The organism is Bradyrhizobium guangzhouense, from assembly GCF_004114955.1.
GTDB classification, from domain to species: Bacteria; Pseudomonadota; Alphaproteobacteria; order Rhizobiales; family Xanthobacteraceae; genus Bradyrhizobium; species Bradyrhizobium guangzhouense.
Map to the genome: position 1 here is coordinate 1,867,740 of NZ_CP030053.1, position 14,238 is coordinate 1,881,977.

General features: G+C 66.0%; 13 protein-coding genes and 1 other RNA gene. 12 read left to right on the plus strand and 2 right to left on the minus strand.

Features of this window, described 5'->3' with window-relative positions; all coding sequences use genetic code 11:
• The first annotated feature begins 37 nt into the window (after window positions 1-37).
• Complete coding sequence (locus XH91_RS09035) at window positions 38-469, plus strand: DUF983 domain-containing protein (RefSeq protein ID WP_245470702.1); 432 nt, start codon at window positions 38-40, stop codon at window positions 467-469.
• A gap of 76 nt (window positions 470-545) precedes the next feature.
• A complete protein-coding gene (locus tag XH91_RS09040; RefSeq protein WP_164933982.1) occupies window positions 546-1,259 on the plus strand; it encodes an alpha/beta fold hydrolase in 714 nt (237 codons plus the stop codon).
• Window positions 1,260-1,419: 160 nt separating this feature from the next.
• On the opposite strand, the gene rnpB is transcribed toward XH91_RS09040, so the two are convergent.
• Window positions 1,420-1,836, minus strand: an RNA gene (gene rnpB, locus XH91_RS09045) — RNase P RNA component class A.
• A gap of 149 nt (window positions 1,837-1,985) precedes the next feature.
• Here rnpB and XH91_RS09050 point away from each other — a divergent pair.
• The 3 genes from XH91_RS09050 (at window position 1,986) to XH91_RS09060 (ending at window position 4,010) form a co-directional block, all read left to right on the plus strand.
• Entirely contained in the window at window positions 1,986-2,336 is a 351-nt protein-coding gene (locus XH91_RS09050; RefSeq protein WP_128950267.1) for a YciI family protein, read from the plus strand.
• Between the two features lie 88 nt (window positions 2,337-2,424).
• Window positions 2,425-2,775: a YciI family protein gene (locus XH91_RS09055; RefSeq protein ID WP_128950268.1), complete on the plus strand. Its 351-nt coding sequence runs from the start codon at window positions 2,425-2,427 to the stop codon at window positions 2,773-2,775.
• Window positions 2,772-4,010: an RNA polymerase sigma factor gene (locus XH91_RS09060; RefSeq protein ID WP_128950269.1), complete on the plus strand. Its 1,239-nt coding sequence runs from the start codon at window positions 2,772-2,774 to the stop codon at window positions 4,008-4,010. Before XH91_RS09055 ends, XH91_RS09060 begins: the two co-directional genes overlap by 4 nt.
• Before the next feature lie 193 nt (window positions 4,011-4,203).
• On the opposite strand, the gene XH91_RS09065 is transcribed toward XH91_RS09060, so the two are convergent.
• Window positions 4,204-4,986 carry an N-acetylmuramoyl-L-alanine amidase gene (locus tag XH91_RS09065; RefSeq protein ID WP_128950270.1) on the minus strand — a complete coding sequence of 261 codons (783 nt, stop codon included), beginning with the start codon at window positions 4,984-4,986 and terminating at the stop codon, window positions 4,204-4,206.
• Window positions 4,987-5,498: 512 nt separating this feature from the next.
• Here XH91_RS09065 and rsmH point away from each other — a divergent pair.
• From rsmH to murD, 7 genes are all read left to right on the plus strand, one after another.
• Window positions 5,499-6,488 carry a 16S rRNA (cytosine(1402)-N(4))-methyltransferase RsmH gene (gene rsmH, locus XH91_RS09070; RefSeq protein ID WP_164933983.1) on the plus strand — a complete coding sequence of 330 codons (990 nt, stop codon included), beginning with the start codon at window positions 5,499-5,501 and terminating at the stop codon, window positions 6,486-6,488.
• Window positions 6,489-6,491: 3 nt separating this feature from the next.
• Window positions 6,492-6,884 (plus strand): cell division protein FtsL, encoded by a 393-nt coding sequence (ftsL, locus tag XH91_RS09075; RefSeq protein ID WP_128950272.1) that lies wholly within the window; start codon window positions 6,492-6,494, stop codon window positions 6,882-6,884.
• A complete protein-coding gene (locus tag XH91_RS09080; protein ID WP_128950273.1) occupies window positions 6,881-8,632 on the plus strand; it encodes a peptidoglycan D,D-transpeptidase FtsI family protein in 1,752 nt (583 codons plus the stop codon). Before ftsL ends, XH91_RS09080 begins: the two co-directional genes overlap by 4 nt.
• Window positions 8,633-8,712: 80 nt before the next feature.
• Entirely contained in the window at window positions 8,713-10,170 is a 1,458-nt protein-coding gene (locus tag XH91_RS09085) for a UDP-N-acetylmuramoyl-L-alanyl-D-glutamate--2,6-diaminopimelate ligase (RefSeq protein WP_128950274.1), read from the plus strand.
• Complete coding sequence (locus tag XH91_RS09090) at window positions 10,167-11,546, plus strand: UDP-N-acetylmuramoyl-tripeptide--D-alanyl-D-alanine ligase (protein ID WP_128950275.1); 1,380 nt, start codon at window positions 10,167-10,169, stop codon at window positions 11,544-11,546. Before XH91_RS09085 ends, XH91_RS09090 begins: the two co-directional genes overlap by 4 nt.
• Window positions 11,547-11,697: 151 nt before the next feature.
• Window positions 11,698-12,801 carry a phospho-N-acetylmuramoyl-pentapeptide-transferase gene (mraY, locus tag XH91_RS09095; RefSeq protein ID WP_128950276.1) on the plus strand — a complete coding sequence of 368 codons (1,104 nt, stop codon included), beginning with the start codon at window positions 11,698-11,700 and terminating at the stop codon, window positions 12,799-12,801.
• 10 nt (window positions 12,802-12,811) lie between these two features.
• The gene (gene murD / locus XH91_RS09100; protein WP_128950277.1) at window positions 12,812-14,209 is read left to right on the plus strand and encodes a UDP-N-acetylmuramoyl-L-alanine--D-glutamate ligase; all 1,398 of its coding nucleotides are present in this window, start codon (window positions 12,812-12,814) and stop codon (window positions 14,207-14,209) included.
• Window positions 14,210-14,238: the final 29 nt, after the last annotated feature.

The window sequence follows — 14,238 nt, forward strand, 5'->3', positions numbered from 1 at the left end:
TTATTGTATGGGTCAGCGAAATGGAAGAGGTGTGGTCATGGCGACCGGTTCAGTCTCTCTGGCAAAGGCGATGTGGCGCGGCTTTCGCGGCAAGTGCCCGAACTGCGGCGAAGGGCGCATGTTCGGGCGTTTCCTGAAAGTCGCGGACCGCTGCGATCATTGCGGCGAGGAGCTGTTCCACCAGCGCGCCGACGACTTCCCGGCCTATCTGGTGATGGTGGTGGTCGGCCATCTCGTGGTGCCGGCGATCCTCGCGGTTGAGACCGCCTATGCGCCGCCCGTCTGGCTGCAGCTCGCGGTATGGCTGCCGGTGACGCTGTTTGCCTCGCTCGCGCTGCTGCAACCGACCAAGGGCGCCATCGTCGGCCTGCAATGGCAGATCGGCATGCATGGTTTTGAGGCGAGCAAGCTGCGGCGGGACGCCAGCCAGCTTGCGGCGGTGCTGGTGAAGGCACAGCGCGCGGCCTGAGGCAGCTCGCAGCGTTTACATCGCGTCGGCCATCGCTACACTCCATCGCATCAAGACAAGAACGATGGAAACGCCGATGGCCGCACGCGCAAAAACCTTCCTGCTCTGTCACGGCGCGTGGTCCGGCGGCTGGTCGTGGCGGAAGATGCATCCGCTGATGGCGCAGGCCGGCCACCGCCTGATCGCACCGACCTATACCGGCCTCGGTGAGCGGTCGCATCTCGCAAGTCCCGCCGTTGATCTCGAGACGCATATCCAGGACATCCTGGGCGTCATCAAGTTCGAGGATCTCGACGACATCGTGCTGCTCGGCCACAGTTATGGCGGCATGGTCGCGACAGGCGTCGCCGATCGCGCGCGTGAGCGGGTGACGCAGCTGATCTATCTCGATGCCTTCGTGCCGCGCGATGGCCAGTCGCTGTTCGATCTCAACGAAGGTGGGCGCGAGCCGATGCGCAAGGCGGCCGCCGCCGGCGATGGCTACCGCATCCCGCCGAACCCGCCGCCATCAGATACGCCGCAGGCCGATCTCGATTGGCTCAACGCCCGCCGCACCAACATGCCGATCAAATGCTTCGAGACGAAGCTGAAACTCCAGCACGGCGAGGCGGCAATGCCGCGGAGCTACATCTATTGCGCCCGCGTTCCGCCGGGCGACGTGTTCGGGCAATTCGCAAGGCGCGCGAAGAGCGAGGATGGCTGGCGCTGTTTCGAGCTCGACGCCAGCCACGCGCCGAACGTCACGGCGCCGGAGGCGTTGATGGGCGTGTTGGAAGAGATTGTCGCCTAGTTCGTCATTCCAGGGCGCGACGAAGTCGCGAGCCCGGAAGCCATTGTTCCACCGTCCCTGCCGCCCGATGGATTCCGGGCTCTCGCTTCGCGAGCCCCGGAATGACGGCGTTGAAATTGGTGAGGGGTCTGGCGCGTTTGCGCCAGACCCCTCGTTGCAAGATATCAGCCGGCCTGTAAGCCGGGTTCTGTAGGGCACCGCCTGCTTGCGCAAACGATACGTGACGACCATTCCTCTGGGACCATGTTTGCACATGGCCTCGAGCAACCTACCCGGACGGCGGGCCTGACATCGCCCCGCGGCGTTATCGCTTTCGCGAACAGCCCGCTACGCCGCCCCTATTCGGTTTTGCTCCCGGTGGGGTTTACCATGCCGGCTCCGTTGCCGGACCCGCGGTGCGCTCTTACCGCACCTTTTCACCCTTACTTCCTCCGAGGAGGGAGCGGTTCGTTCTCTGTGGCACTTTCCCTGGGGTTGCCCCCGCCGGACGTTATCCGGCACCGTATGTCAAGGGAGCCCGGACTTTCCTCCCCGGCGGCCTTTCGGCACCTGCCGGAGCGGCCGTCCGGCCGACTGACTGACAAGGCAATGGGCATTTGTGACGGTTTCGTCAAGCGGAGATCGGGGCGCATGCGGCGGCGCAAATAATTTATCCTGAAGATGTCGTCGGGCGCAGGCCCCGTTCGACTGGATGACGGCAATCCAGCCGAACACAGGAGCGAAGCGATGCAGTATCTGCTGCTGATCTATCGGAACGAAGCGCAACAGGGCCAGATCGCGCCCGCAGATTACCAGAAGCTGCTGGCGGAGTATTCCGCCTATACGCAGTCGATCGTCCAGAGCGGTCACTTCAAGGCCGGTGATGGGCTGCAGCCGACCTCGACCGCGACTACCGTTCGCGTGCGCGAGGGCAAGACGCTGACGACGGACGGTCCCTTCGCGGAAACCCGCGAGCAGCTCGGCGGCTATTATCTGGTCGAGGCCAAGGATCTCAACGCCGCGATCGAGCTCGCCGCGCGCATTCCCGGCGCCAGGGACGGCTCGATCGAAGTCCGGCCGGTCATGATCTACAAATGATCCCGAAAATAAGTCCGAGGAGATGTCGTTTGGAGTTTGGCTCGTTCGACTGATGTCGGCGATCCAGCCGAACCACAGGAGTAAAGCGATGCAATATCTGCTGCTGATCTACCGGAACGAAAACTACATGACCGATATGAGCGCCACCGACCGCCAGAAGCTGGCGGGGGAATACGGCGCCTACACCCAGTCGATCATCCAGAGCGGCCATTTCAAGGCCGGCGACGGCCTGCAGCCGACGGCGACGGCGACCACGGTGCGCGTGCGCGACGGCAAGACCATGACCACCGACGGCCCGTTCGCGGAAACGCGCGAGCAGCTCGGCGGCTATTATCTGGTCGAAGCCAAGGATATCGACGATGCCGTTGGGCTCGCCGCGCGAATTCCGGAGGCCAAGCGGGGCTCGATCGAGGTCAGGCCGGTCATGATCTATAAGTGATCAGCGCAACCGACATCGACAAGATCTTCCGCGACGAGGCGGGGCGGGCGCTGGCCACCCTGATCCGCCTCGTCGGCGATTTCGATTTGGCCGAGGACGCGCTGCAGGATGCGTTCGCGGTCGCGCTGGAGCGCTGGTCGGCGGGCGAGGTCCCTGACAATCCGCGTGCGTGGCTCGTCAATGTCGGTCGCAACAAGGCGATCGACCGTATCAGGCGCCAGGCCGCCTTCCGCGGCAAGCAGCAGGCGCTCCTGCACGAGCTCGAGCTCAACGCGAATACGCCGGCCGAGCCGCCGGCGATGCTCGACGACGACATGCTGCGGCTGATCTTCACCTGCTGCCATCCGGCGTTCGCGGCCGAGGTCCAGGTCGCGCTGACGTTGCGCACCGTCTGCGGCCTCTCCGCCGCGCAGGTCGCGCGCGCGTTCCTCGTCGGCGAGGACGCGATGGCGCAGCGCCTCGTCCGCGCCAAGCAGAAGATCAGGCTCGCCGGCATACCCTATGAGGTACCGGAACGCGACGCGCTGGCGCCGCGGCTCGACGGCGTGCTCGCCGTCATCTATCTCGTCTACACCGAAGGCTATGTCGCAACCTCTGGCGCGGACCTGATGCGGCCCGACCTCGCGACCGAGGCGATCAGGCTCGCGCGTTTGCTCGATCGTCTGATGCCGGATCGCGCCGCGATCAAGGGCCTGCTGGCGTTGATGCTGCTGCATGACGCGCGCCGCGCCGGACGCGAGACCGCAGCCGGCGACATCGTCCTGCTGGAAGAGCAGGACCGCTCGCTGTGGGATCGCGCGCAGATCGAGCAAGGCTTGCGCCTCGTCGATGACGCGCTGCGCGTGCCGGGCCGGCCGCAGCCCTATGCGGTGCAGGCCGCGATCGCCGCGCTGCATGCCCGCGCGGCGAGCTTTGAGGAGACCGACTGGCCGCAGATCGCCGGACTCTATGAAGTGCTGCTGCGCATCAATCCGTCACCGGTGATCGAGCTCAACCACGCCGCCGCCGTGTCGATGGTCGACGGCCCCGCTCGCGCGCTCGATCTCGTCGATGCGATCACCGCGCGCGGCGGCCTCGACGGCTACGAACTGCTGCCGGCAGTGCGCGCGGATTTGCTGCGGCGGCTCGAGCGGAAGCGGGAGGCGCGTGAGGCCTATGCTGCGGCCACCGCGGCAACGCAATTGGAGCCGTTGCGGCGGCTCTATGCGCGCCGGGTGAGGGAGATGGAAGACTAGTCGCTCAGTCCGGCCTCGTGCCCCGGACGCAGCGCAGCGCCCCCTTTGGCGGTGCGCTGCAGAGCCGGGGCCCAGCTCTCCCGCGGCGGATTCGCGTCGCCAACTGAGTCCTGGCTCTGCAATGCAACGCGAACGGCGTTGCGTTGCGTCCGGGACACGAGACTTGGCAATGACGCGCCTCCAGCCTTCGCTGTTACTTCGACGCGACCGTCGTCCCATCCGCCGGCAGGCTCGCCAGCAGCGCCTGCAAGGTCGACAGCGTCGAGTGATCGGCAACCCCATCGAGGCGCGCGGGACGGAAATGGCGCTGGAAGGCGGTGACGACTTCCATGGTCGAGGCATCGTATTTGCCTGAGAGCGGCACGCCATAGCCATAGCGTGCGAGCGCCTGCTGCAGGCTCAGCACCTGGTCGCTGATGGTGCCGAGCATCAGGGTTTCGCCGCGCACGATCGGCGCCGGCGTCACCCAGTGACCGACTCCGGAATTGGCCAGGGAATGCCAGGGAAATTTCTCGCCGGGATCCTTCTTGCGCGCGGGCGCGACGTCGGAATGGCCGAGCACGCGCTGCGGCGTCACCTTGCGGCGGAGCATGATGCCGCGGCACAGCGCGATGACGGCGGCGATCTGGCGCAACGGATATTCCGGGTAGCCCCAATCATGGCCGCGATTGATGATCTCGATCCCGATCGAGCAGGAATTGATGTCGTCCTCGCCGGCCCAGGACGAGACGCCGGCGTGCCAGGCACGGCGCGATTCCGGCACGCATTGCACGATGCGGCCATCCTCCAGCACGACATAATGGGCCGACACTTCGGTGCCGGCCGTGCACAGCCGCGCCAGCGCGCCCTCGACGTCGGGCATGCCGGTGTAGTGCAGCACGATCATGTCGACCTGCCGGCCCCTGTTGCGCTCGCCGTGATTGGGCGAAGGGATGATGTCGGAGACGATCGACGAATCCGGCTCGAACGTCCGCATGTTCGCCGCGGCCTTTGGAACCGGGAGAACGCGCTGACGCTTCGAATCAGTGCCAGACGGTGTGGACGGACCGGACGACATAAACAGCTCAGAATCGGAGGACGAGTGGGCCAAGCCCTTCTCTTTACTATTTCTTTACTGTCCGGTCCGCGCAATCGCGCCGTGCAGTTAACGCGTGCATTTTGAGCTCAGTGTGTGGATGACGCATCACCACCCGAGCACCTTTTCGAGATGTAACGAGCCGATCAACGCTTTCTTAACGCTAAGGGCCGTTACTGAGAGGTGAAGAGCCGACCCGCGTCCGGAGGCGGCCAAAAGCGTTTTCGGCTCGAAATCCCATGGCTGCCCGACATATTCCACTGGGAACACCGGGTCTGCCGCCTGGGACGACCGGGCGCGGCGCACATGCTGAACTGGGGCTTTGTCGTGGAATCGCCGCGACGCGGATTTATTCGAGGCGTGATGGGCTGCTTCGCCCCAAATCTTACCTGCGCATTCGGCGGGCGCGACGCATGAGTGATGCGCCGCACATTCCCGTGCTCGGCGTTGAGGCGATCGCGCATCTCGCGCCGCGCGAGGGCGGCATCTATGTCGATGCCACCTTCGGGGCCGGCGGCTACAGCCGCGCCATCCTCGATGTGCCGGGAACCCGCGTCATCGCGATCGATCGCGATCGCACCGCGATCGCCGGCGGCGCCGGGCTGGTCGCGAGCGCTTCGGGCCGGCTGACGCTGGTCGAGGACCGTTTCTCGAATCTCGCCGAGGTCTGCGCCGCGCAAGGCGTCGATACGGTCGACGGCGTCGTGATGGATGTCGGCGTGTCCTCGATGCATCTCGACCAGGCCGGTCGCGGTTTCTCGTTTCGCCTCGACGGTCCGCTCGACATGCGGATGGGGCAGACCGGGCCGACGGCCGCCGATGTCGTCGCGCATGCCTCGGAGAGCGATCTCGCCGACATCATCTATCTCTTCGGCGAGGAACGGCATTCGCGCCGCGTCGCCCGCGCCATCGTCGCCGACCGGCAGGAGACGCCGTTCACCACCACGCGCGCACTCGCCGATCTCGTCGGCCGGGTGGTGCGCTCGAAGCCCGGCGATATTCACCCGGCAACGCGAACGTTCCAGGCGCTGCGCATCTTCGTCAACGAGGAACTCGAGGAGCTGCAGACCGCGCTCGGCGCGGCCGAACGCGTGCTCAAGCCCGGCGGCCGTTTGGTGGTGGTCTCGTTCCATTCGCTGGAAGACCGCATCGTGAAGAATTTCCTCGCAGAGCGCGCCAAGACCGGCGGCGGCTCGCGGCATCTGCCTGAGGTGGCGCAGACGGCACCGAGCTTCCAGCTGTTGACGCGGCGGCCCGTGATCGCCGGTGAGGTGGAAGTCGCGCACAATCCGCGCGCCCGCTCCGCAAAGCTGCGCGCCGCCGAGCGCACCTCGGCGCCGGTGCATGCCGACGACGAGCCATCGTCCTGGCCGAAACTCTCCGACGTGATGAGGGGCGGCTAGCAGATGCGCTTCATCCACCTCCTCGTCATCGGCGCGCTGGTCTTCGCGGCCGCCTATGTTTACCGGATCAAGATGGATTCCACCGCGCGCACCGAGAAGGTGCTGCGGCTGCACGCCGAAATCCGCGAGCAGCGCGACGCGATCGCACAGCTGCGCTCCGAGTGGGCCAAGCTCGATGCGCCCCAGCGCCTGCAAGGCCTGGTCGAGCGGCATCTGCCGCTCAAGCCCGTCAGCGGCACGCAATATGATTCACTGAAGAACCTGCCCGACCGTCCGCCGCGGATGTTCCGGCCGGGCGAGCCTGATCCGATCGGGTCCATGATCAACACCATCGAAGCCGCGAGCGATCCCGACAGCGTGACGGGCTCGGTGCCGCAGCCCGAGGACAAGCAATGAGCGCTGTTCCGGCCAAACCGACAGAGCGGCCCCCGGAGCCTTGGCGGCAGCGCCTGATCCGCAGCCTGCTCTACGGGCGCAATGTCGATCGCGCCGCGAAAGCGCGCGCGCGTGTGGGTCTGGCGATCCTCGCCTTTGCCATGGTCTATACGCTGATCGGCGGCCGGCTCGTGATGTTCGCGATCGGCGCCGACGCCCACAGCGCGCGTCGTGCCGCCTCGCAGGAGGTGGTTGCGACCGCGCGGCCCGACATCGTCGATCGCAACGGCGCGATCCTGGCAACCGACGTCAAGGCCTCCAGCCTGTTCGGCGAGCCGCGCCGCATCATCGACAAGGACGAGGCGATCGAGCTTCTGACCGCGACCGTGCCCGACCTCGACGAAGCCGAGGTGCGCGAGCGCCTGTCGTCGCGCAAGGGCTTCGTCTGGCTGAAGCGCGAGGTCACCGCGAAGCAGCAGCAGGACATCCACAAGCTCGGCCTTCCCGGGATCGGCTTCCTGCGTGAGAACAAGCGCGTCTACCCGACCGGCAACGAGGTCGCCCACCTCATCGGTCTCGTCAACATCGACAACCAGGGCATCGCCGGCATGGAGAAGTGGCTCGACAATCAGGGCCTGGCCGATCTCCATCGCGCCGGCTTTGCCATCGACCGTCTGCAGAAGCCGATCGAGCTATCGGTCGATCTGCGCGTCGAGCATGCGCTGCGCGACGAGCTGTTCAAGGCGAAGGAGAAGTTCCACGCCAAGGCGGCCTCCGGCCTCGTGACCAACGTCAACACCGGCGAGATCATCGCCATGGTGTCGTTGCCGGACTTCGATCCCAACAACCCGAAGGAAGCCCACGATCCCGATCGCATCAACCGTCTCACCACGGGCGTCTACGAGATGGGCTCGACGTTCAAGGCCTTTACGCTCGCGATGGCGCTCGATACCGGCAAGTACGGCCTCGACTCGCTGTGGGACGCGCGCGGGCCGCTGCACTACGGCAAGTTCGCCATCCATGACGACGAGCCGAAGGGCCGCTTCCTGAGCATGAAGGAGGTATTCACGTTCTCCTCCAACGTTGGCGCCGCACGGATCGCGCTGTCGCAGGGCGTGGAGGCGCACAAGGCGTTCCTGCGCAAGATGGGCCAGATGGAGCGGCTGCGCACCGAGCTGCCGGAGAGCGCCTCGCCGATCGTGCCGCGACACTGGGGCGACCTGAACACCATCACCATCGCGTTCGGCCATGGCATAGCGGTGGCTCCCTTGCAGGCGGTGATGGGCGTCAGCGCGCTCGCCAATGGCGGTCTTCTGATCCCGCCCACCTTCCTCAAGCGCTCCGAGGAAGAGGCCCGCGCGATCGCCAAGCGTGTCATCAAGCCCGAGACCTCGGACAAGATGCGCTATCTGATGCGGCTCAATGCCGAGATCGGCACCGCCAAGAAGGCCAACGTTCCCGGCTACTATATCGGCGGCAAGACCGGTACCGCGGAAAAGGTGGTCAACGGCCGCTACGCCAAGAAGAAGGTGCTGACCGCGTTCACTGCGATCCTTCCGGCGGATAAGCCGAAGTACCAGCTCCTGATCATGCTCGACGAGCCGCAGCCCTTGAAGGAAACCTACGGCTTTATCACCTCGGGCTGGAACGCCGTTCCGACCGCCGGCAACGTCATCACCCGGATCGGGCCGCTGCTCGGCATCGAGCCCCGCTACGACCTGCCGCCCGCGGACCGCCTTATTCTTGCAGCATCCAGGACAACCCAGTAATCACAGGGTAGGCCGTCGCCGCTGCTGAGTCGGGGATTTTCCCCCGGGATTCGGCTTTCCGGCACGGCAACTGGAAGACGATGAAGCTGCGTGACCTACTTGGCAATGATGCCGCAATCGAGCCCGCCACCGCAGCGCTCGATGTAACAGGCGTTGCGCTCGACAGCCGCGTGGTCAAGCCGGGCGTTCTCTTCTTTGCACTCGCGGGCAGCAAGACCGACGGCGCGCGCTTCATCGATGCAGCCATTGCGGCCGGTGCGGTGGCCGTGGTCGGTGATCATGCGCCTGATGGCTGCAAGGTGCCGTTCATCACGGTCGCCAATCCGCGCCGTGCGCTGGCGCTGGCGGCGGCCAGATTCTTTCCGGCCCAGCCTGCGACGATCGCGGCGGTGACCGGCACCAGCGGCAAGACCTCGGTTGCCGCGTTCACGCGCCAGATCTGGGAGCGGCTCGGCCATGCCTCGGCCAGCATCGGCACCATCGGCCTGGTCTCGCCCAAGCGCACCGTCTACGGCTCGTTGACGACGCCAGATCCGATTGCGCTGCATCGGCAGCTCGACGAGATTGCGCGCGAGGGCGTGACGCATCTCGCCTTTGAAGCCTCGTCGCACGGCCTCGACCAGTATCGCCTCGACGGTGTGCGCGTCTCCGCCGGCGGCTTCACCAATCTCACGCGCGACCATATGGACTACCACCCGACCGTCGCGCACTACCTCGCGGCAAAGCTCAGGCTGTTCCGCGAGCTCATTCCATCAGGTGGCGCTGCGGTGATCTCAGCCGATCATGATTGCTCCGCGGAGGCGATCGATGCGGCCAAGAGGCGCGGTCTGCGCGTGATGGCGGTGGGACGCAGCGGCGACGGGGCAGGCGAGGGCATCCGCCTCGTCGATGCCGTGGTCGAAGGTTTCTCGCAAAAGCTCGTCCTCGAACATCGCGGCAGGGCCTATCCGGTCAAGTTGCCGCTGGTCGGCGAATTCCAGATCGAGAATGCGCTGGTCTCGGCCGGTCTCGCGATCGGCACCGGCAGTGATGTCGCAGACGTATTTGCGAGCCTCGAACATCTCGAAGGCGCCAAGGGCCGGCTCGAGCGCGTCGGCGAGCGCAACGGCGCGCCTGTATTCGTCGACTATGCGCACAAGCCCGACGCGCTGGCGAAAGCGTTGCAGGCGCTGCGGCCTTACGCCAAACGGAGACTGATCGTCGTGTTCGGCGCGGGCGGCGATCGTGACGCCGGCAAGCGAGCGATCATGGGCGAGATCGCGGCCGAGAATGCCGATCGCGTCATCATCACCGACGACAATCCGCGCAGCGAGAAGCCGGAAGCCATTCGCGCCGCGATCCTTGCCACCGCAAAGGGTGCGCGCGAGATCGGCGACCGTGCGGCCGCGATCCGTGCCGCGATCGAGGAACTCGAAGAAGGCGACGCGCTGCTCGTCGCCGGCAAGGGCCACGAGACCGGGCAGATCGTAGGCCACGAGGTCCTGCCGTTCAGTGATCACGAGGCGGTTGCCGCCGCATTAGCAACGAGGGTCGCATGAGCGGGCCGTTATGGACGGTTGCGGAGGTGGCGCGTGCGCTGGGCGTCACAGGATCATTTCCCGGAACTTCGATCGATCTCGTGACCCAGGACAGCCGCCTGGTGAAGCCCGGCAGCCTGTTCGTGGCGCTATCGGGCACGCCGAGCGGCGGCTTCGTCTCGGCTTTCGCCAGCGCGCGCGACGGCTGGGAGTTTGCGGACAAGGCGGAGGCCTCCGGCGCGGTCGCGATGATCGTGCCGCACGAGATCGCAGGCATCCGCATTCCCCAGATCGTCGTGAAGGACACGCTCATCGACGGCCTCTGGGGCCTCGCCCGCGCCGCACGCGCACGCTTCCGCGGGCCGGTGATCGGGCTCACCGGCAGCGCCGGCAAGACCAGCACCAAGGAATTTCTGGCGGCCTATCCCAATGCCTATGCGAGCCCCTCGAGCTTCAACAATTTCTGGGGCGTGCCGCTGACGCTGTGCAATGCCCGGCCGGATGCCAGCCTGTGGGTCGTCGAGATGGGCATGAACCAGACCGGCGAAATCGCGCGGCTCAGCGAACTGACGCGGCCGACCGTCGCCCTGGTCGTCAACGTCCAGCCGGTGCATCTCGAAAAGCTCGGCTCGCTGGAGGCGATCAGGCGCGAAAAAGTGTCGATCGCGCTCGGCCTGCCCGAGGACGGCGTGCTGGTGCTCCCCGCCGGGCTCAAGGCGTCGGAATGGAAGGGCAAGGTGGTGCGCTTCGGCGAGCATGCCGAGGTGCACGAGGTCAAGCACGCGCCGCATGGCGAGAGCTGGCAGGTCGTGGCTGCGATCGGCAGGAAGGAGATCGCCTTCAGCCTGACGCCCGGCGCGCCGTACCGCGTGCAGAACGCGCTCGCCGCGCTCGCCTCTGTTCATGCCGCCCATCTCGATGTCGCGACGCTCGCAATCAAGCTCGATCGCGTCGGCATCATGACCGGCCGCGGCGTCGAGCAGGCGGTCGGTGGCGTCACCGTGATCGACGACAGCTTCAATGGCAATCCGGCGAGCGTCGCTGCCGCGCTGCAAAGCCTCCAGGCGCGCAACATGACCGGCGGCCGCCGCATTGCGGTGCTCGGCGACATGCTGGAGCTCGGCGAGGACGCCCCGCACTACCACACCGCGCTGGCCTCGCATCTCCAAGGCATCGACGGCATCTATTGCGTCGGGCCCCTGATGCGCCACCTTTATGACGGGCTTCCCGCCGGAAAGAGGCTCGGCTGGCACGACGATCCTGCCACGCTTAAGGCCAGCGAAGTCGCTAGCCTGCTGAAGGCAGGCGATGTCGTGGTTGTCAAGGGCAGCAAGAAGATGTTCTGGGTCAACAAGTTTGTGCCGGGCCTAGTGGCCGCCTTGCAGGCAAAGGCGTAAACTGCTTGGAAAGCGCAGTGCCGAATCCCACCCGCGCCGCCGTCCGGTTTCGTTGGGGTCGCCCGATCCCATGATGAAGACCGGAGAATGCGCCTGAGAGGTCGAGGCCGGAGCGAAGGCCGCGTGCGAAAGGCGCCATAGGACCGACTGAATGTTTTACTGGCTGATCGAGCTCTCCAACACATTGCCAAGCTTCGGTGCGGTGCGCACCGTATTGAACGTCTTCCGCTACATCACCTTCCGGACCGGCGGGGCCATCGTGACCGGCGCGCTGTTCGTGTTCCTGTTCGGACCCTGGATCATCGATCATTTGCGCATCCGTCAGGGCAAGGGCCAGCCGATCCGTACCGACGGTCCGCAATCGCATCTGGCCAAGAAGGGCACGCCCACCATGGGCGGGCTCATGATCCTGTCCGGGCTGACGGTCGCCACGGTGCTCTGGTGCAATCCGCTCAATCCCTACGTCTGGATCGTGCTGGCGGTGACGCTCGGTTTCGGTTTCGTCGGCTTCTACGACGATTACCTCAAGGTGACCAAGCAGACCACGAGCGGATTCGGCGGCAAGCTGCGCCTCCTGATCGAAGGAATCATCGCGCTGGTCGCCTGCTATGCGCTGGTGCGGCTCAACCGCGATCCCGCCTCGACCGCGCTGACGATCCCCTTTCTGAAAGACACCGTGCTGCATTTCGGCTGGTTCTTCATCGTGTTCGGTGCTTTCGTGATCGTCGGTGCCGGCAACGCGGTGAACCTTACCGACGGCCTCGATGGCCTTGCCATCGTGCCCGTGATGATCGCGACCGCGAGCTTTGCGATGATCGCCTACCTCGCCGGCAACGCCGTATTCGCCGACTATCTCCAGATCAAATACGTCGCAGGCACCGGCGAGCTCGCTGTGCTCTGCGGCGCGCTGATCGGCGCCGGTCTCGGCTTCCTCTGGTTCAACGCGCCGCCGGCCTCGATCTTCATGGGCGACACCGGCTCGCTCGCGCTCGGCGGCATGCTGGGCTCGATCGCGGTCGCGGTGAAGCACGAGATCGTGCTCGCCGTCATTGGCGGCCTGTTCGTGCTGGAGGCGGTCTCGGTGATCGTGCAGGTCGTGTCGTTCAAGCTGACCGGCAAGCGCATCTTCCGCATGGCGCCGATCCATCACCATTTCGAGCAGCTCGGCTGGACCGAGCCGCAGATCGTGATCCGCTTCTGGATCATCTCGGTGATGCTGGCGCTCGCCGGCCTCTCCACGCTGAAGCTGCGCTGACGGGTCCGCGATGATCCCGGTCACATCCTTTGCCGGCAAGACGGTCGCGGTGTTCGGCCTCGGCGGCTCGGGGCTCGCCTCCTGCGATGCGCTGAAGGCCGGCGGCGCCGAGGTCATTGCCGCCGACGACAATGCCGAGAACGTCGCCAAGGCCGCGCAGGCCGGTTTCATCACCGCGGATCTGCGAACCGTTTCGTGGGACAGTTTTGCTGCGCTGGTGCTGGCGCCCGGCGTGCCGCTGACTCATCCGGTGCCGCATTGGAGCGTGCTGAAGGCACGCGAGGCCGGCGTCGAGGTGATCGGCGACATCGAGCTGTTCTGCCGCGAGCGCCGCCGCCACGCGCCGAACGCGCCGTTCGTCGCCATCACCGGCACCAACGGCAAGTCGACCACGACGGCGTTGATCGCCCATCTCACGAAGGTCGCCGGCTACGACACCCAGATGGGCGGTAATATCGGCACCGCGATCCTGTCGCTGGAGCCGCCGCGCACGGGCCGCGTCCACGTCATCGAGATGTCGTCCTATCAGATCGACCTCACGCCCTCGCTCGATCCCTCCGTCGGCATTCTGCTCAATGTCAGCGAGGATCACATCGATCGTCACGGCACGATCGAGCATTACGCCGAAGTGAAGGAGCGCCTGGTTGCGAACGTGCAGGCAGGCGGAACCTCGATCGTCGGCGTCGATGACGGCTATTGCCGCGACATCGCCGACCGGCTCGATCGCGCCGGCAGGAATGTGGTGCGGATCTCCGTCAAGAATCCGCTCGCGAGCGGCATCCATGTCGAGCACGGCACCATCGTTCGCACCTCCGGCGGCGCCCGCAGCGAGATCGCCACGCTTGGCGGCATCGGCTCGCTGCGCGGGCTGCACAATGCGCAGAACGCGGCCTGCGCGGCGGCAGCCGCGCTCGCGATGGGCATCAGCCTCGATGTGCTTCAGAACGGCCTGCGCAGCTTTCCCGGCCTGGCACATCGCATGGAACAGGTCGGCCGCCGCGGCAATGTGCTGTTCGTCAACGACTCCAAGGGCACCAACGCCGACGCCACCGCGCATGCGCTATCGTCATTTTCGGAAATCTTCTGGATCGCCGGCGGCAAGCCGAAGGCGGGCGGCATCACCAGCCTGACCGGTTTCTTCCCGCGCATCCGCAAGGCTTATCTGATCGGCGAGGCCGCGCAGGAGTTTTCCAGCACGCTCGGCTCGGTGGCGCATGAGATCAGCCAGACGCTCGACGTCGCCGTCGAGCAGGCCGCGCGCGACGCGGAGGCATCGGGCCTCACGGATGCGGTCGTGCTGCTGTCGCCGGCCTGTGCCTCGTTCGACCAGTACCGCAATTTCGAAATCCGCGGCACAAAGTTCCGCGAGCTGGTGCAGGCGCTGCCGGGTGTGAAGCCGGTGGTGTGAGGATGTCGCGGCGAGGCCGGATCGCAATT

Excerpts from the sequence above, each read along its gene's own strand:
- XH91_RS09085 (WP_128950274.1), top strand. The coding sequence starts at position 8,713 with ATGAAGCTGCGTGACCTACTTGGCAATGATGCCGCAATCGAGCCCGCC.
- rsmH (WP_164933983.1), top strand. The coding sequence starts at position 5,499 with ATGAGTGATGCGCCGCACATTCCCGTGCTCGGCGTTGAGGCGATCGCG.
- XH91_RS09080 (WP_128950273.1), top strand. The coding sequence starts at position 6,881 with ATGAGCGCTGTTCCGGCCAAACCGACAGAGCGGCCCCCGGAGCCTTGG.
- mraY (WP_128950276.1), top strand. The coding sequence starts at position 11,698 with ATGTTTTACTGGCTGATCGAGCTCTCCAACACATTGCCAAGCTTCGGT.
- XH91_RS09035 (WP_245470702.1), top strand. The coding sequence starts at position 38 with ATGGCGACCGGTTCAGTCTCTCTGGCAAAGGCGATGTGGCGCGGCTTT.
- XH91_RS09040 (WP_164933982.1), top strand. The coding sequence starts at position 546 with ATGGCCGCACGCGCAAAAACCTTCCTGCTCTGTCACGGCGCGTGGTCC.
- XH91_RS09055 (WP_128950268.1), top strand. The coding sequence starts at position 2,425 with ATGCAATATCTGCTGCTGATCTACCGGAACGAAAACTACATGACCGAT.
- ftsL (WP_128950272.1), top strand. The coding sequence starts at position 6,492 with ATGCGCTTCATCCACCTCCTCGTCATCGGCGCGCTGGTCTTCGCGGCC.
- XH91_RS09090 (WP_128950275.1), top strand. The coding sequence starts at position 10,167 with ATGAGCGGGCCGTTATGGACGGTTGCGGAGGTGGCGCGTGCGCTGGGC.
- XH91_RS09050 (WP_128950267.1), top strand. The coding sequence starts at position 1,986 with ATGCAGTATCTGCTGCTGATCTATCGGAACGAAGCGCAACAGGGCCAG.
- XH91_RS09065 (WP_128950270.1), bottom strand. The coding sequence starts at position 4,986 with ATGCGGACGTTCGAGCCGGATTCGTCGATCGTCTCCGACATCATCCCT.
- murD (WP_128950277.1), top strand. The coding sequence starts at position 12,812 with ATGATCCCGGTCACATCCTTTGCCGGCAAGACGGTCGCGGTGTTCGGC.